Annotated in this window: 29 protein-coding genes; 15 read left to right on the top strand and 14 right to left on the bottom strand. The window is 65.7% G+C overall.

Annotation, left to right across the window (positions count from 1 at the left end):
- Positions 1-239: 239 nt before the first annotated feature.
- Together FG91_RS08560 and FG91_RS08555 are read right to left on the bottom strand one after the other, a co-directional pair.
- A complete protein-coding gene (locus FG91_RS08560) occupies positions 240-617 on the bottom strand; it encodes a histidine triad nucleotide-binding protein (protein ID WP_037514164.1) in 378 nt (125 codons plus the stop codon).
- A gap of 11 nt (positions 618-628) precedes the next feature.
- Positions 629-958 carry a phosphoribosyl-ATP diphosphatase gene (locus FG91_RS08555; RefSeq protein WP_037514162.1) on the bottom strand — a complete coding sequence of 110 codons (330 nt, stop codon included), beginning with the start codon at positions 956-958 and terminating at the stop codon, positions 629-631.
- A gap of 177 nt (positions 959-1,135) precedes the next feature.
- Here FG91_RS08555 and FG91_RS08550 point away from each other — a divergent pair, with 177 nt between their 5' ends.
- From FG91_RS08550 to FG91_RS08525, 7 genes are all read left to right on the top strand, one after another.
- Positions 1,136-4,210: a TonB-dependent receptor plug domain-containing protein gene (locus FG91_RS08550; protein ID WP_052187428.1), complete on the top strand. Its 3,075-nt coding sequence runs from the start codon at positions 1,136-1,138 to the stop codon at positions 4,208-4,210.
- A gap of 40 nt (positions 4,211-4,250) precedes the next feature.
- Positions 4,251-4,964 carry a uracil-DNA glycosylase gene (gene ung, locus FG91_RS08545; protein ID WP_037514161.1) on the top strand — a complete coding sequence of 238 codons (714 nt, stop codon included), beginning with the start codon at positions 4,251-4,253 and terminating at the stop codon, positions 4,962-4,964.
- A complete protein-coding gene (locus FG91_RS08540) occupies positions 4,961-5,719 on the top strand; it encodes a sulfite exporter TauE/SafE family protein (protein WP_052187427.1) in 759 nt (252 codons plus the stop codon). Before ung ends, FG91_RS08540 begins: the two co-directional genes overlap by 4 nt.
- A 77-nt stretch (positions 5,720-5,796) precedes the next feature.
- Positions 5,797-5,928 (top strand): hypothetical protein, encoded by a 132-nt coding sequence (locus tag FG91_RS22490; protein WP_268746373.1) that lies wholly within the window; start codon positions 5,797-5,799, stop codon positions 5,926-5,928.
- 32 nt (positions 5,929-5,960) lie between these two features.
- Entirely contained in the window at positions 5,961-6,242 is a 282-nt protein-coding gene (locus FG91_RS08535) for a DUF427 domain-containing protein (protein WP_037514159.1), read from the top strand.
- A gap of 12 nt (positions 6,243-6,254) precedes the next feature.
- On the top strand, positions 6,255-6,719 hold the full coding sequence (locus FG91_RS08530) for a YaiI/YqxD family protein (protein ID WP_200878425.1): 465 nt from the start codon (positions 6,255-6,257) through the stop codon (positions 6,717-6,719).
- A gap of 153 nt (positions 6,720-6,872) precedes the next feature.
- On the top strand, positions 6,873-7,058 hold the full coding sequence (locus FG91_RS08525; protein ID WP_152568056.1) for a hypothetical protein: 186 nt from the start codon (positions 6,873-6,875) through the stop codon (positions 7,056-7,058).
- A gap of 115 nt (positions 7,059-7,173) precedes the next feature.
- Here FG91_RS08525 and FG91_RS08520 read toward each other — a convergent pair whose 3' ends face one another.
- Positions 7,174-7,395, bottom strand: coding sequence for a hypothetical protein (locus FG91_RS08520; protein ID WP_037514154.1), 222 nt, complete (start codon positions 7,393-7,395; stop codon positions 7,174-7,176).
- Positions 7,396-7,494: 99 nt separating this feature from the next.
- Between FG91_RS08520 and FG91_RS08515 the strand changes: the two genes are divergently transcribed.
- From FG91_RS08515 to FG91_RS08495, 5 genes are all read left to right on the top strand, one after another.
- Entirely contained in the window at positions 7,495-8,184 is a 690-nt protein-coding gene (locus FG91_RS08515) for an alpha/beta hydrolase (RefSeq protein WP_037514152.1), read from the top strand.
- Between the two features lie 35 nt (positions 8,185-8,219).
- Positions 8,220-8,552: a DUF962 domain-containing protein gene (locus FG91_RS08510; RefSeq protein WP_037514150.1), complete on the top strand. Its 333-nt coding sequence runs from the start codon at positions 8,220-8,222 to the stop codon at positions 8,550-8,552.
- A 37-nt stretch (positions 8,553-8,589) separates the two neighbouring features.
- Entirely contained in the window at positions 8,590-9,264 is a 675-nt protein-coding gene (locus FG91_RS08505) for a hypothetical protein (protein ID WP_037514148.1), read from the top strand.
- Between the two features lie 95 nt (positions 9,265-9,359).
- On the top strand, positions 9,360-9,563 hold the full coding sequence (locus FG91_RS08500) for a DUF2061 domain-containing protein (protein ID WP_037514146.1): 204 nt from the start codon (positions 9,360-9,362) through the stop codon (positions 9,561-9,563).
- Between the two features lie 59 nt (positions 9,564-9,622).
- Positions 9,623-10,051 (top strand): OsmC family protein, encoded by a 429-nt coding sequence (locus tag FG91_RS08495; protein WP_037514144.1) that lies wholly within the window; start codon positions 9,623-9,625, stop codon positions 10,049-10,051.
- On the opposite strand, the gene FG91_RS08490 is transcribed toward FG91_RS08495, so the two are convergent.
- From FG91_RS08490 to FG91_RS08480, 3 genes are all read right to left on the bottom strand, one after another.
- Positions 10,048-10,632: a hypothetical protein gene (locus FG91_RS08490; RefSeq protein ID WP_037514143.1), complete on the bottom strand. Its 585-nt coding sequence runs from the start codon at positions 10,630-10,632 to the stop codon at positions 10,048-10,050. The genes FG91_RS08495 and FG91_RS08490 overlap by 4 nt on opposite strands.
- Positions 10,633-10,703: 71 nt before the next feature.
- Positions 10,704-11,156 (bottom strand): nuclear transport factor 2 family protein, encoded by a 453-nt coding sequence (locus tag FG91_RS20945; protein WP_052187426.1) that lies wholly within the window; start codon positions 11,154-11,156, stop codon positions 10,704-10,706.
- A 29-nt stretch (positions 11,157-11,185) separates the two neighbouring features.
- Positions 11,186-12,040, bottom strand: coding sequence for a hypothetical protein (locus FG91_RS08480; protein ID WP_037514142.1), 855 nt, complete (start codon positions 12,038-12,040; stop codon positions 11,186-11,188).
- A 202-nt stretch (positions 12,041-12,242) separates the two neighbouring features.
- Here FG91_RS08480 and FG91_RS08475 point away from each other — a divergent pair, with 202 nt between their 5' ends.
- From FG91_RS08475 to FG91_RS08465, 3 genes are all read left to right on the top strand, one after another.
- Complete coding sequence (locus tag FG91_RS08475) at positions 12,243-13,118, top strand: arylamine N-acetyltransferase family protein (RefSeq protein ID WP_052187430.1); 876 nt, start codon at positions 12,243-12,245, stop codon at positions 13,116-13,118.
- A 67-nt stretch (positions 13,119-13,185) separates the two neighbouring features.
- Positions 13,186-13,614: a DUF1801 domain-containing protein gene (locus FG91_RS08470; protein ID WP_037514139.1), complete on the top strand. Its 429-nt coding sequence runs from the start codon at positions 13,186-13,188 to the stop codon at positions 13,612-13,614.
- 11 nt (positions 13,615-13,625) lie between these two features.
- Complete coding sequence (locus tag FG91_RS08465) at positions 13,626-14,021, top strand: DUF1801 domain-containing protein (protein ID WP_037514137.1); 396 nt, start codon at positions 13,626-13,628, stop codon at positions 14,019-14,021.
- 51 nt (positions 14,022-14,072) lie between these two features.
- On the opposite strand, the gene FG91_RS08460 is transcribed toward FG91_RS08465, so the two are convergent.
- From FG91_RS08460 to FG91_RS08430, 8 genes are all read right to left on the bottom strand, one after another.
- Positions 14,073-14,612 carry a 2'-5' RNA ligase family protein gene (locus FG91_RS08460; protein WP_152568055.1) on the bottom strand — a complete coding sequence of 180 codons (540 nt, stop codon included), beginning with the start codon at positions 14,610-14,612 and terminating at the stop codon, positions 14,073-14,075.
- 91 nt (positions 14,613-14,703) lie between these two features.
- A complete protein-coding gene (locus FG91_RS21735) occupies positions 14,704-14,898 on the bottom strand; it encodes a hypothetical protein (protein ID WP_152568054.1) in 195 nt (64 codons plus the stop codon).
- A complete protein-coding gene (locus FG91_RS08455) occupies positions 14,865-15,305 on the bottom strand; it encodes a nuclear transport factor 2 family protein (protein ID WP_152568053.1) in 441 nt (146 codons plus the stop codon). Before FG91_RS08455 ends, FG91_RS21735 begins: the two co-directional genes overlap by 34 nt.
- A gap of 82 nt (positions 15,306-15,387) precedes the next feature.
- Positions 15,388-15,828: a glycine zipper 2TM domain-containing protein gene (locus FG91_RS08450; protein ID WP_037514196.1), complete on the bottom strand. Its 441-nt coding sequence runs from the start codon at positions 15,826-15,828 to the stop codon at positions 15,388-15,390.
- 123 nt (positions 15,829-15,951) lie between these two features.
- Positions 15,952-16,383, bottom strand: a complete 432-nt coding sequence (locus FG91_RS08445) for an NIPSNAP family protein (protein ID WP_037514130.1) — start codon at positions 16,381-16,383, stop codon at positions 15,952-15,954.
- A gap of 41 nt (positions 16,384-16,424) precedes the next feature.
- Positions 16,425-16,844: an NAD(+)--rifampin ADP-ribosyltransferase gene (gene arr, locus FG91_RS08440; protein ID WP_081940486.1), complete on the bottom strand. Its 420-nt coding sequence runs from the start codon at positions 16,842-16,844 to the stop codon at positions 16,425-16,427.
- Between the two features lie 4 nt (positions 16,845-16,848).
- The gene (locus tag FG91_RS08435; RefSeq protein ID WP_162835117.1) at positions 16,849-17,403 is read right to left on the bottom strand and encodes a hypothetical protein; all 555 of its coding nucleotides are present in this window, start codon (positions 17,401-17,403) and stop codon (positions 16,849-16,851) included.
- 77 nt (positions 17,404-17,480) lie between these two features.
- Positions 17,481-17,805: hypothetical protein (locus FG91_RS08430; RefSeq protein WP_235211985.1), on the bottom strand; the 325-nt coding region annotated here is incomplete at its 5' end.

The following is a 17,805-nucleotide window of genomic DNA, read 5'->3' as shown; positions in this document are numbered from 1 at the left end:
GAAATTGCTGTGATGGGGGTCATAGACGGCGGCGAAAAATGCGAACGATCGTAATATTCCTCCCCCTCGATGGGGGAGGTAGCGAGACTTGCCAGCTTGCTGGCTAGTCGCAGCGGTGGGGGTGCGGTTTCGGCCTGAAGCGACCGTGCGTGGACGCGCCATCACCCCCATCCAACTTCGCCTAATCGCTATGCGATAAGGCTGCGTATCCTTCCCCCATCAAGGGGGAAGGGGGGCGGCTATCTCGCGAGCATCGGTCCGAGCGGCTTCCCCGCGAAGATATGGACGTGGAGGTGCGGAATCTCCTGGTGGCTGTCGAGGCCGACGTTGGCGAGCAGGCGGTAACCGGGGGCGACAAGACCGGCGTCGCGCGCGACCTTGCCCACCGCACGGGTGAAGCCAGCGATTTCGGCGTCGCTGCCGCGCTCTGAAAAATCGTCCCAGCTGACATAGGCGCCCTTGGGGATCACGAGGATGTGCAGCGGCGCCTGCGGATTGATGTCATGGAAGGCGAGCGCATACTCGTCCTCATAGACGGTCTTCGAGGGCAGCTCGCCGCGCAGGATGCGCGCGAAAATGTTGCTGTCGTCATAGGGAAGCGTTGCGTCGATCGGCATGGGAGAGGTCCTTACTGGCGGCTGGCTTTTTCGGTGTGGCCCGAGGTGCCGTGGCGGCGGTCGAGTTCGGCGGCGATCATGTCCCATGTGAGGCCGCGCTCGGCGAGCAGGATCGAGAGGTGGAAGACGAGGTCGCTTGCTTCGCCGATCAGTTCGGGATCGTCCTCGCTGACCGCAGCGATGACGGCTTCGACGGCTTCCTCGCCAAGCTTTTGCGCGATCTTGCCACGGCCTTTCGCGGCGAGGCTTGCCACGTAAGACGCCTCGGCCTCGCCCGCCGCGAGGCGGTCGTGGATGACCGCTTCCAGCCGCCCCAGCGTGTCGCCCATTGCCTTGCTCATCGCGCGATCCTTTCGCCCCACCCGTTCGTCAGCGTGCCTAGCCGCGACGCGCCGCCCCGACAAGCGGGGCGGCAGGACCGCAAAAACTTACCGCGGTGTAAACCATATCGAAACGCCTTTTCGCGTAATTTCCACCCTGCCGGGGGGCGAGATCAACTTTTAAATCGGACGAAGATTATGAAAATGGGCACCAACCCCTCGGTGTTTCTGGCTGCAACGGCCTCGGTGATCGCGCTGGCGGCTGCGCCCGCGGCGGCGCAGAGCGGCGACGAAATTATCGTCACCGGCTCGCGCATCGCGAAGAGCGAATTTACCAGCGCCGACCCGATCCAGGTCATCGACCCCGAAACGGCCAAGCTGCAGGGACAGGTCCAGCTTGCCGATGTGCTGCGGTCGACCCCGGCGGCGCAGGGATCGATCCAGATCACCTCGGCGATCTCGAACCGCTTCGTCGCCAACGGCGGCAACGATGTGCAGACGGTGTCGCTGCGCGGGCTCGGTGCCGAGCGGACGCTCGTGCTGATCAACGGCCGACGGGCGGGTCCTGCCGGGATCCGCGGCGCGGTCGCGCCGTTCGACCTCAACGTCCTGCCGCTGTCGGTGGTGCGCCAGGTCGAGATACTCAAGACCGGCGCCTCGTCGATCTATGGCTCGGACGCGGTCGCGGGCGTGGTCAACATCCTGACCCGTAACGATCTCGACGGCTTCGAGGGCGGCGGCTTTTCGTCGATCACTGAACATGGCGGCGGCGAGAGCTATGGCGCCGACGCGAGCTTCGGCAAAAAATTCGATCGCGGCCACATCTTCGCGACGGTCGATGTTTTCCGTCAGCAGAATCTGACGCGCCGCGATCGCGGCTTTCTCTTCTGTTCCGAAGAATATCTGAAGCGCGAGGCCGATGGCAGCCGCGCCGATATCGTCGATTTCCGAACCGGACGCCCGGCGTGCAGCAGCACGCAAGGCAATCAGATCGCCTTCAGCGACTTTTCGGGGGTCAACCAGAACGGCGTCCCGACCTTTGGTCCCGGGCTGATCGCGCCGAACGGGCAAGCGATCTTGTCGGGCCAATATGGCAGCGAGTTCGCGGGGATCGGCATCCCGATCAATGCGTATAACCGGCTCGGGGTGTTCGGCCCCGCCAATTTCTTCGGGGTCAATTTCGACGGCCCGTCGACCGGCGCGCTCAACCAGTTCGAGCCGGTCGAGCAGGATATGGACGTGTTTTCGGGCGTGCGCCGGATCAGCGCCTTTGTCGAGGGCGCCTATGATGTGACCGAAGGCATCACCGCCTATGGCGAATTCCTGTTCAGCAACCGCAAGTCGCATAATAATGGTTTTCAGCGGATCGAACTTCAGCAATTCACCGGCGCGTCGATGCTGCCCTTCTTCCTGTGCAACCCGGCGGCGAACAATTGCCGCCCTACCGATAGGGGCGATCCGTTCAACGCCGAGTTCGGCGGCAACATCATCCTGCGCCCGCGTGTGCTGGTGAAGACCGAAAGCCAGGCCGACGTCGATTATTATCGCGGCGTGTTCGGTCTGCGCGGCGAGATCGGCGGCGAGTGGAAGTGGGATGTGAGCGGCCAGCACAGCCGTTCGGATGCGCGCTATACGCAGGACGTCATCTATCAGGACGCGCTCGCGTCGCAGACTTTGCGCACGCGTTCGTGCGTCGGCACCACGACGGCGATCCGCGGTGTTCCGTGCATCGATATCGACTTTACCGACCCGCGCGTGCTGCGCGGCGATTTTACCCCGGCCGAATGGGCTTTCCTGATGGGCCGCGAGACGGGACGCACCCTGTTCAAGCAGACCTCGGCCGAGGCGTTGCTGACGGGCAAGCTGTTCAACCTGCCCGCGGGGCCGGTCGGCGCGGCGTTCGGGGCGAATATCCGCCGCGACGAAATCAACGACACGCCGGGCGAAGCGACGCGCGCGGGCAATGTCGCCAACTTCACGACTTCCGGCATCACCGCGGGGCGCACCGTGTCGAAGGAAATCTTCGGCGAGGTCGAGGTGCCTTTGCTCGAAGGCGTGCCGATGATCGAGCGGCTGACGCTGTCGGGCGCGGCGCGCTATACGCATGTCGAGGCGACGCGCCGCGACGGGGTCGAGGACAAGTTCAGCGACACGACGTGGAAGGTCGGCGCCGACTGGGCGGTGACCGACTGGCTGCGCTTCCGCGGCACTTGGGGCACCTCGTTCCGCGCGCCCGCACTGTTCGAGCTGTTCCTCAACGACCAGACCGGCTTCCTCGGCCAGCAGACGGTCGATCCGTGCGTCCAGACCGCCGCGCGGCTTGCTTCGGGTGCGATCAGCCAGCGCATCTTCGACAATTGCGCCGCCGACGGCATTGCTCCCAATTTCGCCGGCGGGATCCGTCCCGCGACGATCGTATCGGGCGGTGGCATCGGCCGGCTTCGCCCGGAAACCTCGACCGCCAAGACGGTGTCGGTGATCCTGACCCCCGATTTGTCGGGCGCGCTTTGGGGCGGGCTCCGCACGCGGCTTGCGGTCGATTATTTCGACATCGAGGTGAAGGACGAAATCACCCTGCTCGGCGCCGGGAATATCCTGCGCGGCTGTTATGATTCCGATGTCGCCGGCGAGCCGCTGTGCGGCCTGTTCACGCGCACCGCGACCGGTCCCGACCGGCAGAGCGTCGCGAGCGTCACCGACCGCTATGTCAATATCAGCCGCCAGCGGAACCGCGGTGTCGACCTGTCGCTCGCGGTCGATCAGGATCTCGGCAATCTCGGTTCACTCGCGTTTCGCGCGCAAATGACCTGGCAGGTGAAGGACAAGGTTTCGCTCTTCCCGGGCACCGAGGTCGACGACAATGGCAAGATTGGCAATCCGAAGTGGGTCGGCGATTTCAACCTTGGCTGGATGAAGGATGGCTGGACGCTGTTCTACGGCCTCGACGTCACTGGGGCCGCGTCTAACGAGAAAGACCTGCTCCGCGCACAAGGCGGCGATGCGTGCCGCACCTCGGGCTTCCGTCCGGGCGGGCGTTTCTGCCCCGACGTCAGCGTGCCTGCGACCTTCTATCACTCGCTGTCGCTGAGCCGCGACGTCGCCGAGCGTTTCCGCATCACGCTGGGGGTTGCGAACCTGTTCGACACCCCGCCGCCGCGCGTATCGACCGTCGTCACCGCGACGCCGCTGGTAATCGGACAGGCGCCGGCATTCGGCACGCAATATGACTATCTCGGCCGTCGTTTCTTCCTGAGCGTGCGCGGCAGCCTGTAAGCCTCTGGACAAGCCCGCGCTCCTCTGGTGAAGCGCGGGCATGTCCGAGGTCAAACTGCATCCCGACTGGCTCGCGCGCATCGGCGGCGAGTTCGAGCAGCCCTATATGGCGGCGCTCAAGGCGTTTCTCGGCGCCGAGCGCGAGAAGGGCAAGGCGATCTATCCGCGCCCGCGCGACTGGTTCGCGGCGCTCGACGCGACGCCGCCGCAGGATGTGCGCGTCGTGATCCTCGGGCAGGATCCCTATCATGGGCCGGGGCAGGCGCATGGGCTGTGCTTTTCGGTCCAGCCGGGGGTGCGCACCCCGCCGAGCCTCGTCAACATCTACAAGGAAATGCAGAGCGACCTCGGCATTCCGCGTGCCGCGCACGGCTATCTCAAACATTGGGCCGAACAGGGCGTGCTGCTGCTCAACAATTGCCTGACGGTCGAGAGCGGCATGGCCGCATCGCATCAGGGCAAGGGGTGGGAGAAGTTCACCGACGCGGTGGTCGCAGCGGTCGCCGCCGACCCGGCGCCCAAGGTCTTTATCCTGTGGGGCAGCCATGCGCAGAAGAAGGCGGCGAATGTGCCGGGGCTGGGGGCGGGCAGCCCGCACCTGATCCTGCGCGCGCCGCATCCCTCGCCTTTGTCGGCGCACAACGGCTTTTTCGGGTCGCGGCCGTTCAGCCAGGCGAATGCGTTTTTGGAAACGCATGGGCGGGGTGCGATCGACTGGCGCTTGCCCGACGCACCGGTCATTGCCGCCGAATGAGCTTGCTCGCCGATCCGCTGACTTTGCTGGTGCTTGCTCTCGCGGTGATCCTGCTCGGGCTCGCGAAGGGCGGCCTGTCGGGGGTCGGCGCACTTGCGACGCCGCTCGTCGCATTGGTGCTGCCGCCGACGATCGCCGCGGCGCTGCTGCTCCCGATATTGATCGTGCAGGATGTCGTCAGCGTCTGGTCGTTCCGCAAGACGTGGGACGGCTGGATCATCGGCTGGATGCTGCCCGGCGCCGCGGTCGGCATCGCCGCGGGCTACGCCTATGCCGAGCGCGTCGACGAGGCGAAGCTGATGGCGGCGCTCGGCGCGATCACGCTGGCGTTCGGGCTCTATCGCCTGTGGGTCGAGCGCGGCGGGCGCGTCGTCGCGGCGTCGACTTCGCCGGGCTGGGTCGGCAGCCTGTTCGGGGTCGCGACGGGCTTCACCAGCCAGATCGCGCATGCGGGCGGACCGCCGTTCCAGATGTGGGTGACGCCGCGCCGCCTGCCGCATCTCGTCTTCGTCGGGACGAGCTCGATCCTGTTCGCGGCGATCAACTGGATGAAGGTGCCCGCCTATATCGCGCTCGGCGCCTTCCCGCACGATGTGCTCGTCGCCGCCGTGCTGCTGATGCCGCTCGCGATCGTCTCGACCTTGCTCACGGTGCGCTGGCTGAAACGGATCGACGGCGCGCGTTTCTATGTCCTCATCTACCTGCTGATGGTGCTGCTCGGCGCCAAGCTGGTCTGGGACGGGCTGGCGGGATAAGGGGCGACGCGAGTAGACAATAAGCGTAGACTGGTCGCAGGCGGACATTGGCGTCCGTCGTCTCGAAGGGTAGGACCATGGCAAAAGGCCAGAAGAAATCGACCCGCGAAATCCGCAAGCCCAAGGCGGAAAAGAACAAGAAACCCAATGCGAGCAACCCGTCGACGAAGCCGGGCGTGGTCGAGGGGCTCGACAATATCAAGAAATAGCCCCGCCGCGCGCGGGAAAGCATGAGGCTCTGATGGTGCAGGCACGGTGGAATGGCGCGGTGATCGCCGACAGCGACGACGCGGTCGTCGTCGAGGGCAATCATTATTTTCCGCGCGGCGCGGTCGATACGCGCCTGTTGTCGGGCAGCGCGACGACGAGCTTTTGCCCGTGGAAGGGGACGGCGAGCTATCATCATGTCACCGTGGACGGGCGGGTGAACGAAGACGCCGCCTGGTATTATCCCGATCCCAAGGAGGCGGCGGCAGAGATCAGGGATCGCATCGCCTTCTGGAAAGGCGTCGAGGTCGGCTGACCTCCTTAGTCCATGCCCAAGGCCATCCAGATTCTCGTCGACGCCGACGCCTGTCCGGTGAAGGATGAAATTTACCGCGTCGCCTGGCGGCACGAGGTCGCGGTGAAGGTCGTGAGCAACAGCCGGCTGCGCGTGCCCGAGCATGTGCTGATCGAGCGGGTGGTCGTGTCGGACGGTTTCGACGCCGCCGACGACTGGATTGCCGAGGCGGCGAACGCGCAGAGTATCGTCGTCACCGCCGACATCTTGCTCGCCGACCGCGCGCTGAAGGCGGGGGCGAGCGTGCTCGGCCCCAATGGCAAGCCCTTCACCCTCGCGTCGATCGGCCCGGCGATCGCGACGCGCGCGATCATGGCCGACCTGCGTTCGGGAATGAGCGACGGGATGGGCGGGCCGCCGCCCTTCTCGAAGGCTGATCGTTCGCAATTCCTGCAGGCGCTCGATAGTGCGCTGGTACGGCTCAAGCGCCAGGCGTAAATTTCTTTCGTTTCTTTTCCGTGGTTTGTGAAATTTCTTCGGCCGAGTGATGGCGATCACGGTCGGCCGCGCGGCCGCGCGGCATAAGCGGGGCATCGGGAACGACCCGAGCCCAATTCGAACCAGATCAACGAATGTGAAAAGGAAGAGATGATGACCAAGAAGATGATCCTCGCCCCCGTGCTTGCCCTCACCATGGCCCTTACGGCCACTCCCGCGATGGCGCAGTCGGCGCAGCCCGCACAGGGCGGCATGACGGTGACGTCGAACCCGGTGCAGATCCTGATCGGCCTGCTGCTCCCGGCGGTGCAGAAGGTCCGCGAAGCCGCGGCGCGCTAAGCCCGCATCCCAATTTTCGTCTCCGGTCCGGCCCACCACGCCGGCCCGGAACACAGCCCTCCCGCCCCTGCGACCCAGGCGGGAGGGCTGTGTCGTTTTCGGGTGTTTTCGGCGATCAGTTCCCGGCGCGGCGGTGCGTGACGAAGGCGAGCAGCAGCACGACCGAGATCACGCCGACCAGCATGCCCGCGGTGGTCGTGACCATTGTGATCGAACCCGCCGGATCATTCGAGTTCCACGCCCCGCTTTGCGTCCGGTCGATCATCCACCAGGCGCCGGCGACGACGATGAGGTCGAGCAGGACGAGCCCGATCAAGGCGCGCGTCGATTTTTTCATGAAATTCCCCTCCCGAAATCCCGCCAGCTTTCTTCGCTGTCGGGTATCTGCCGGGCATGGTAGCTTCGGGTCTCGCGAAATTCCACAGGAGTCGGACCCATGGCGGCGCTTCCTACGATCATCCTCGTTCACGGCTTCTGGGGCGGCGCGGCGCATTGGGCAAAGGCGATCGTCGAGCTCGACAAGCTCGGGCATAAAGGCATGCGCGCGGTCGAATTGCCGCTGACCTCGCTCGCGGGCGACGCGGCGCGGACGCGCCAGATCGCGGCGCAGGTCGAGGGACCGGTGCTGCTCGTCGGGCATAGCTATGGCGGCGCGGTGATCACCGAGGCGGGGACCGCGCCGAATGTCGCGGGGCTTGTCTACATCGCCGCCTTCGCGCCCGATGTGGGCGAGAGTCCCGGCGCGCTGACGCAGCAGCATCCGCCCGCGGGCGCGGCGAATCTGGCGCCCGACGGCGACGGCTATCTCTGGGTCAAGCCCGACAAGTTCCACGAAAGCTTTTGCCAGGATATGAGTGCCGACGAGGCGCTGGTAATGGCGGTGACGCAAAAGGCACCGCTCGCGTCGACCTTTGGCGAGGCGATAAGCGATCCGGCGTGGCGGGCGAAGCCGAGCTGGTATCAGATTTCGAGCGCGGACCGCATGATCGACCCCGCGAACCAGAAGGCGATGTCGGACCGGCTCGGCGCGCGCAAGATCATCACGCTCGACGCGGGGCACGCGTCGCTTGCGTCGCGGCCGGCCGAGGTCGCGTCGCTGATCGACGAGGCGGCGCGCAGCCTGTAGTTGACCCGCGCCGCCGCTGAGGGCAGCATCGGAATATGGCGCGCCAATATACGACCTTCGCCGAATTCTGGCCCTTTTACCTGCGCGAGCACAGCAAGGCGTCGACACGGGCGTTGCATTATGTCGGAACAAGCCTCGTCGTGCTGATCGCGGTCGCCGCTGTGGCGAGCGGGCGTTGGGGCTGGCTGATCGCGCTGCCGGTCGCAGGCTATTTCTTCGCGTGGGTCGCGCATTTCGGGGTCGAGAAGAACCGGCCCGCGACTTTCACCTATCCGCTGTGGAGCCTCGCCGCCGATTTCAAAATGTGGGCGATGTGGCTGAGCGGGCGGCTTGGAACCGAACTCGACAAGGCCGGGGTTGCGCGCTGAACCAGCCCGGCGCGCCCGGTACATAAGGGGATGATCGATGCGACATGCGATGGTGATGGTGATGGCCGCGACGGCGCTTGTTGGCGGCTGCGGAGACAAGAAGGCGGCGGACGGGCCGAAGGCGGCCGACGCCTCGGCGAAAGCGATTCCCGCATCGCTCGCGCCCTTCGGCACGGGCTATCCGGCGGCTGGCGATGCGTGCCGCCGGCTCGGCGAAAGTCCGGCGACCTCGAACTGGCTCGACGACAGCGCGGTGCTGGCCGGTTGCCCCGACGATGCGTCGGCGAAAGCGCTGGGCGGGACGATCGTCGCCACGGTCGAGGGGGTCCGCATCGTGTCGGTCCCGATGCCGACCGCCCGGCCTGCGCCGGGTGCGGATGAGGGGGACGACGCGCTGGTTTCCGGCACCGACTATAATGCGACGTCGGAGATCCCCTGTTCGGCCGACGGCAGCACACCGGCCGGGAGCTGCAAGGCGGGCGTAAAGCGGAATCGCGGTGATGATGCGACCACCTTTGTCGAGATCACCAAAGCCGACGGGATGCCGCGGACCATTTTCTTCAAGGATGGCAAGGCGTTCGGCGCCGACAGCGCGCAGGCTGACGGATCGGCGGCATATGATTTCAAGGCGACGCGAAGCGGGGACAACACGAACATCAGCTTTGGGCCCGAACGTTATGTCGTGCCCGATGCGCTGGTCGTCGGTGGCTGAACGGGAAAATCGATCAGGCTAAGCGGGACGCTGCGCTGGCATTTATTGCGAGCGATTCTTAACTTGGCGGACATCGTCCCAGCGGAGATGGTGTCATGCCGACCGACCTGATCAAGACCTTCACCTATCTCACGATCCACCTGACGATCGGATTCAGCGTTGCTTATGTGATGACCGGATCGGTCGCGCTTGCGGGCGGCATCGCGATCATCGAGCCCTGTATCAATGCCGTCGCATTCTTCTTCCATGAAAAGGCGTGGAAGCGCGTCGGCGCGCGGCGTAAGCTGCTGCCCGCCTGAGGCGCGAGTCCCGGGCCGCCTTTCCGCTGACGCCCCAACCCCACCAAGGAGATGAGACCATGACCGTCAATCGCGCATCCGCCCGCTACGAAGGCTTCGGCAAGGAAGGCAAGGGATCGATCACGACCAAATCAGGGGTGCTCGACAAACAGCCCTATGGTTTCGGGACGCGCTTCGAGGGCCAGCCGGGGACCAATCCCGAGGAGTTGATCGCCGCGGCGCATGCGGCGTGCTTCACGATGGCGCTGTCGTTCGGTCTCGCGCGCGCGGGCTATTCGGGCGACACGCTGGAGACGAGCGCGGCGGTGACGCTGGAGCAGCAGGACGGCGGCTTTACGATCACCAAATCGGCGCTGACGCTGACCGGCAAGGTGCCGGGGATCGGCGCCGACGAATTCGCGAAGATCGCGGAGGAGGCCGAGAAGAATTGCCCGGTGTCGAAGCTGCTCAACTGTGAAATCACATTGGAGCACAGCCTCGACGCCTAGGCGGCACGGCGCAGCGGTGCAGGCAGTTCGTCTTCCATGAAGCCGAAACTGCCTTGCGCCGGGGGCTCCAATGTCCAGCTGTGCAGCACGCGATGGCGGCGGTGGCCGATATGGCTTTCGATGAGCACGAGGCCCTGCGGCGCCCAGTTCCATGCGATCGGGACAGGGGCGAATTCGCATGTCCCATAACCGAGCGTGATGTGCGGGCGGAGGCCGGATTTGCGATGCATCGGCTCGATGTCTTGCGCCGCGAGGCGCGCGACGATCGTGTCATAGCTCTGGCGGATCGCGGCGATGCTGCCGGCCGTGATCAGTTCGGCGCCGCCGCCGCGCGACACGATGCGCCCGAAGGGAATCGAGGCTGCGGCCGGAAGGCCGGCGTCGAACGCCTTGGCGACCTGGCCGCGCAGGAAGGGTTGCGGCTCAATCGTCTCGGCGATCGTGCAGAGGGTCAGATGGTAAAGCTGGGGCTTCAGCCCCGCGAACAGGTCGCCCGAAACGGGCGGCAATTGGCGCGCGAGCCAACCGGCGCGGTCGGCACTTACCTGAAAACCCAGGAAATAGCGGAACATCGGGTCCATCGTCCATTCCTCCGAATCGGATCAATGTTCCTATTATGTTCTCATCGAGAGTGAGAGTCGAATCCTTCTCGCTATTCGCTCTCGATCGCCATCCGCGTCACATGGATATAGACCGCCTGCCAGCTGTCCCCGTGGCGCTTGAAAATATCGGTGAAGCGGATCCGGACGCGGAAGGGTTTGCCCGCCGAGCGGCCCGACAGGATCGTCTCGGCGCTCGCGAGGCCCGCATCCTTGCCGAGCGGCAGGATCACGCGATCCTTGAGCGTGACGGGGTCGTAATCATCGTCGGCGCCAGTCCAGCCTTCGATAAAAAACGCCTTCCCATGCCGTTTCCCGCTTCCGTCGATAAAGACGAGATCGTCGGCGACCATGCGACCCAGCGCGGCGCGATCCTGCGCGACCTGTGCCGCGTCGAAGGCGTCGGCGAAGGCGCGGAGGTCGGCGACCTCGCTGGCGGGCGCGTCGGCGGTAGCGGCGGGGACCGCCATGCCGAAAGCCAGTCCCGCCGCCATCATTCCGCGCATAGGGGTCCTCCCATTGCCATGCCGCCCGGTTATTGCGCCGGACGGCAGTCCTTCAGCCAGATGACATGTTTATATTCGTCGAAGTCTTCGACGGTGCCGGTCAGTTTGATGCCCTTGTTCGGTTTGAGCTGGAGCGAAAAAGCGGCCTGACCCGGCGCCATGTAACAAACGATGTCGGTCTTGAACGGCGCCTGGTTCGGCAGGCGGATCGCCTGTTCATAGGGCTCGGGGACTTTGTAGCCGACGCGGAAGCTGCTGCCGTCCTTGGTGACATAATCGACCGTCCCGTCGACCGTGAACTGCTTGCCCTTGTAGCGTGTCAGCACCCCCGCGGAATTGCGTTCGGTGTCCTTTGACACCTGCTGCGAGAAACCCAGCGCGCTGATCTTGAGCGGCGCAGCCGCGACGGTCGTGGCGGTCGCGCCCTTCTTGGCGGCGGCGGCACCCGCCTTGCCGCCCTTGATCTGGTTCAGGATGCCGCACATTTCGGCCATCGCGGCTTCGCTCTTGACCGCCTGGCCGGCGCGCAGCTTTGCTTCCATCACGACGGTGCCGATCCCGCCCGTCTGCGTCGCGGTGATCTGGATCGGGAAAGCGCGCGCGCCGCCGGTCATCGGCTGTTCGATCAGCATCGATCCATATTCGGCTTCGTCGGCCATAATGTCATAGCCCTTGGCGGCGACGAGCCCGCGCATCTGGCCGATCGCGACCGCGGGGGGCAGGTCGGCAACGGTCACCGCGGCGGTGAAGCGCAGCGCGGTAATCGGATTGCCCTTTTTGACGAAGGCTTCCTCGCAGGTCGCGGCGTTGGCGGTGCCGGCGGAGAAGAGGATCGCGGCCGGCGCGAGCGCGGCGGCGAGGCGGGAATAAGTCGTGGTGCGCATTGGGAGGCTCCCTGAGATGTTTATGTTATGCGACTTATGTTGTGTGATGCGTCTGCCTCAGTGCGTGGCCGCCTGCAATGGCCAAGTTACCAAGATGATGGCGCTTTAGGGGGAGGGTTCTTTCTTCACCCGCCCGCTTGACCTCAACCGGACTTCAGCTTTCATAACTCTGGACAGTTGATTCGCGAACGGAGCTTTGTTCATGCTGCACTATCCCGCTGCCACGCCTGTTGACCCCGTCGATGCCGATGCCGACGCGCCCGCGGCTTTCCTGCCGCGTTATCTCGCGCGGATCGGCTATACCGGGCCGGTGACGCCGACGTTCGAGGTGCTCGCCGCGCTGCAGGCCGCGCATATCGCCGCCATTCCTTTTGAAGCGCTCGACGCGCTGACCGGCGCAGGAATCGACATCGATGCCGACGCGATCGACGCCAAGCTGATCGGCCAGCGGCGCGGCGGCTATTGCTTCGAACAGAATGCGCTGTTCCTCCGCGCGCTGCTGGCGATCGGGTTCGACGCCGAGGGGCTGCTCGGCCGGGTGCGCTGGATGCTGCCCGACGATGCCCCGCCGACCCCGCGGACGCATATGGTGGTGCGGGTGAAGCTGGGTGGGCGGCCTTGGCTGGTCGACGCCGGCTTCGGCGCGGCGGTTCCGCCGCAGCCGCTGGCGATGGACAGCGAGGAGCCCCAGCCGACGCGGCACGAAAGCTATCGTGTCGTGCGGCACGGCGACGTGTGGCAGGTCGCGGCGTTGATCGAGGGCGAATGGCGCACGCTGTACCGGCTCGATCACATCGCGCCGCCCGCGATCGATTATGAGCTCGGCAACTGGTATACCTCGGCGCATCCGGACTCGCATTTCCGGCATCAACTGATCGCGGCGCGGACGACCGCCGACGCGCGTTATGGCCTCCGCGACAATCGGCTGACGACGCGGCTCGTCGACGGGCGGATCGACCGGCGCTATCTGACCGCCGACGAGATCGAACGCGCGCTGGCGGAGATTTTCCTGCTGCCGGTGCGGCCGCACTGGCGCGCGGCGATCGAGCGTGCGGCGACCGCCGAGATCGCTGGCTAGGTCTGCGCGACTTGACTCGCTGGGGCTATCGCGTTCTTTTGACGATGAAAGAAGGGAGCGCGATTCCATGGCCGAAAAAGCCCCGGTGCTGCTGTCCGGCGGCAATCCGCAGATCGCGAAGGGCTATGGCGACGCCCCGGTGCAAGCCTATATCGCGGCGATGCCGGGGTGGAAGTCGGGCGTTTGGCGCCGGCTGGACAAGCTGATCGAGCGAACCGTTCCGGGAGCTGCGAAGGCGGTCAAATGGAACTCGCCCTTCTATGGCGCGCCGGGGCAGGGCGACGAGCCGACGCACTGGTTCCTGAGCATTCATTGCTTCGACAAATATATCAAGGTCGCCTTCTTTCGCGGCCAGTCGCTCGATCCGGTGCCGCCGGTGGCTTCGAAGAGCGGCGACACGCGCTATTTCCATATCCACGAAGACGACAAGGTCGACGAGGCGGCGTTCGGCGACTGGGTGCAGCAGGCGGCGGCGCTGCCCGGCGAGAAGATGTAAGGGAGAATGGCATGACCGCGGACCTGATCGATGCGAAAATTGCCGGGCTCGGCGACTGGCGCGGGGCGACGCTAGCCAAGCTGCGCGCGCTGATCCATGCCGCCGACCCGGAGGTCGAGGAGACGGTCAAGTGGCAGAAGCCGTCGAACCCGTCGGGCGTTCCGGTGTGGGAACATGCCGGCATCCTGTGCACGGGTGAGACGTATAAGGACAAGGTCAAGCTGACCTTTGCCAAGGGCGCGGCGCTCGCCGACCCCGCCAAATTGTTCAATTCGAGCCTCGACGGTAACACGCGGCGCGCGATCGATTTGTTCGAGGGCGACGCGGTCGACGAGGCGGCGTTCAAGGCGCTGGTGCGCGCGGCGGTCGAAGCGAACCTTGAAAAGCCGGCGAAAGCGAAGAAATAGCGTGAACAGCGGCGGCAAGGCCCGCCGCGGCGTCACGGCAATGATCGCCGATTAAGCCGCCCTGCAATATCCGGGTTCGCCGTCGGGCAAGGGCCAGCGGCCGTGCACGATATGGCGCGCCTCCCCGGTCACGCTTTCGACAAGCAGCATCTCCGCGGCGGTCCATTCGACCGGATCGATCGCTTCGGCGCCAAGCCCGTCGCCGCGATAGTTGATCGTGACGTGAAGCTCGGGCGGCAGGTTGAACCATTTGAAATCATGCCGGTGAAAATATTCGGCAAGCTGCCGCTGGAATTCCCATGCGGCGGCAAGCGGTGCGGAACTTCGCAGCGTCGTCGCCTTGCGGCATTCGATCCGGTCGAACCGCACCGGGAAAGCGCCGGCCCCGAAATCGTCCAGCCCGCGGATCACAAGTTCGAGGAAGCCGGCGGGGGCTTCGGCCAGATCGACGAACGCCGCGAGCGTCATATGCAGCAAATCGGCTCCACGGCGCCGGTCGTTTCGAGGCAGGGCATCGATGCGCGCGGCGATATCGGCCGGCGGCTTGACCATCAGATAGAGGGGGCGTCGTGCGAAAATCCTGCGCGGCATGATCTGTTCCTCCTGATGTCGAATCGGCGTGGTGAGAAAGATCATGCTATTAGAACAAATAGAGAACAAATTCTAGTACGCAGATCGCGGCTCAGCGGCAGCCCGTCGCTTCCTGGCGTGCGGTCCAGCCGATGGCGCGGCCACCCATCTGCAGCTTGGGCGCAAGGCGCATTTTCGTCTCGAGGCGGGCGAGGATGTGGGCGGCAGCAGGCGCCTGCAGCGCGAACGGCAGCACGGCGGCGATCGTGACCTTTACTTCGCCGCCGGCCGCGGCTTCATGTGCCACATCGCATTGACGATGATCCAGCGCTCGCCGAACTTGCCCATGTGGAAATAGTCGACGAACCACGGGGTTTCGACACGCACCGCGGCGGCGTTGCCCGCGACGTCGAGGATCCTGCACGTCCGGTTCCACTCGGCACGCGGGGTCTTGAGCGCGCCGCGCTTGGTCAGATCGACCAGTTCCTCGCGGCTCATGCGTTGCAGCCCCAGCCGCTCGTCGGGCGTGTCGCCCAGCACACGACGCTTGGCGAGGTCGGGGTGGAGCGCGCGCTTCACGCGCTCGGCATCGCCCTCAAGCTGGCCGTCGACATAGTCGAAACACGTCGCCTCGATCGCCGCGAGGTCGGCGGGGGATGCGGCGGGTGCGGGCGTTGCGGTTGCCGCGGCGAGGGTGAGCAGGGTCGTCAGCATGGCGGCTCCCAAGGTCGGTCTATCGTGCCCAACCTAGCGCGCCTGCTGCGCCTGTCACCCTCCTTCGTTTCATCCGCCGCGGTTAGCGGCAGCGTACATTATCGCGGTCGATCGCGGTGCCGACCGCCGCGCCGCCGACCGCGCCGAGGATCGTGCCGAGCGTTTCGGAGCGGCCCGGTGCGATGACGTTGCCGATCACCGCGCCGGCGATGCCGCCGACGATCAGCCCGGTCGATCCGTCGTTGCGGCGGCAATAATATTTGTCGTCGCGGCCGCGATAGACGCGGTCATTGTTCGACAGGCGGCGCTCGCGATAGCGGCGGTCGGTGCGGTAATATTGATCGGCATAATAGCCGTCGTGGCGCGGGTCGGGGCGGTCCCAGTCATAGCGACCGTATTGGTCGTAATAGGCGCGGTCGTAATAGCCATAGCCGCCGTCGTCATAGGCGTAACCGTCGCCGGTGGTAGCGCATCCCGCCAGCGCGGTCGCGGCGGCGAGGGGCAGGATCATCAGCTTGTTCATCGACATCACTCCGTCAGGATTGCGTGCCGGGCCAAGCGGGCGGGGCATGCGTTGCCCCTCTGCCGAGATAAACCCCTGGAAGCGGGGCTGAGTTCCCCACATCGACCCGCGCGGGGGCGTGGACTAATCGGCGGCCTTCGCGCGATCGGGCGACCAGGCGACGGGTTCGAGTGTGCGCGCAGCGACCGATTCGACATATTTGCCGTCGCGCGCCGAGGTTTCCTTTTTGATCGCGATCCATTCGGGGTCGGCGAGGAAGGCCGTCCACGCGGCGTCCATCGCGCTGAGGTCGGGCCAGTCGAGGAGATAGACGAACTCGGTCCGCCCCTCATGCTCGCTGCGCCAGATCGATCGGATGCGAAAGCCATAGCGTGCCATGATGCGCATCGCATGGTCGCGGAAACGCTGGTGGAACACCCCCTCGTTCGCGCGCGGAACGTCATAGATGCGCAGCTGCTGCACCGGGGCGGCAGGCTTGGCGGCGGCGAGCGCGACGAGCGCGACGAGGGGGACGAGGAGTGCGGCGATGGCGAGGGTGCGAATGGGGGAGGGCATAGGGGGATTGCTCCATTTCTATCTGCAAATATCCGGGCGGCTCAGTCGATGATCTCGGCGCCTTCCTTTGCAAGCCGCGCGACATGGGCCTTCATCGCCGTGAGCACCTCGGGCGCGTGGGGTTCCCACTCGGCCACTTCGCCGACGATGCGCAGCGGCGCGCGGCTGCGATAGCTGCGCGTCGGGTTGCCGGGGAATTTCTTGTCGGTGAGGTTGGGGTCGTCGAACCAGTCGCCAGTCGGCTCGACGATATAGATGCGCTCGCGGCCGTCTCCCGCCGCCAGTTCGCAGCCCCAGATCGCCGACTCCAATAAGGCGGAGAAATAGATCCACGACATCGGCGCGGCCTGATAATTGCTGCCCCGGCCCGCCGCGAGCAGGTCGCCGGTTTTCAGGTCGGCGCGGGTGCCGTGGTAGAAGGTCGCGCCCATATCGGGGCCGGTGGGTGCGGTGTCGGCCATCGGGTCAATATTCGTTGCGTTCGGTGCGGAGTGCGGCTTTGCCGTCCTTCCAGTTCACTTCGGCAGCGGGCTCGTCGGCTTTGCCGGGCGCGAACAGTTCAAAGACGACCGTCCCATCCTCCTGCGTGCTTTCGATGACGCGCGCCGGGGTGAAGGCGTCGGCCGCGGCGCCGGCGGCGGTCCGCACCGGGGCGGGCGCGTCGGCCCAGGCGATGTCGCGCTGCATCTCGACGACGCGATATTGGCCCGCCTCCTCGATCAGGTCGAGTTCGACCGGGCTGCCGTCGGGGCGCGTCCCCTCGACGTCGTAGAAGATCTTGCCGCCCCGCGCCTTGCGTTCGGTCTCGGCGATTTTCATGCCGGGCACCTTGGCGAGCACTGCATCGCGCACGCCGGGCGGCAGGTCGGCTTCGGCGACCGTGCTGATCTCGGCCGCGGGCCCATCGGCGAGCACCGATTTATCGGGCGCCGCGCCAGATGTTTCGGTGGGGGCCTCCGCCTTGCCGCACCCCGCCACCGCGAGCATCGCGCCCGCCATCAGCCATGTCCGTCCACGCATCATGCTCTCCCGTCTCTGGTAACCGATGTCAGCCTATCGGCGACGAACGCGCGAGTCGACCCGGCGCGGCGCGAAGCTCATTCGATATCGTCGGAGGGATCGAGCCGCACCACCCACACCGGGCGCCCGTCGGGCGACAGCGCGATGTCGTGGCTGGGGACCATGTCGGCCCCGGTCTCGATCCAGCCGCGCCCGTCGCATTTGGGGCAGGGCACGCGGATCGAGCGGTGGCTGACAAGGTCGATCTGGCTGTTCCACTGGCCATGGCCGCTGCACACCGGGCACAGCAGGTCGAGGTCGCCGGTGCGGTGACGCACCGAAATGCCGTCGAGCGCGTGCGGATCGTGCGGGCCGGTGCAATATACGATGTTCGAGGCGTGGGCCATGGGGGGAGGATATGCC

This window comes from Sphingopyxis sp. LC81, assembly GCF_000756375.1.
Taxonomy (GTDB): Bacteria; Pseudomonadota; Alphaproteobacteria; order Sphingomonadales; family Sphingomonadaceae; genus Sphingopyxis.
This window is presented reverse-complemented; position numbering and strand designations above follow the sequence as displayed.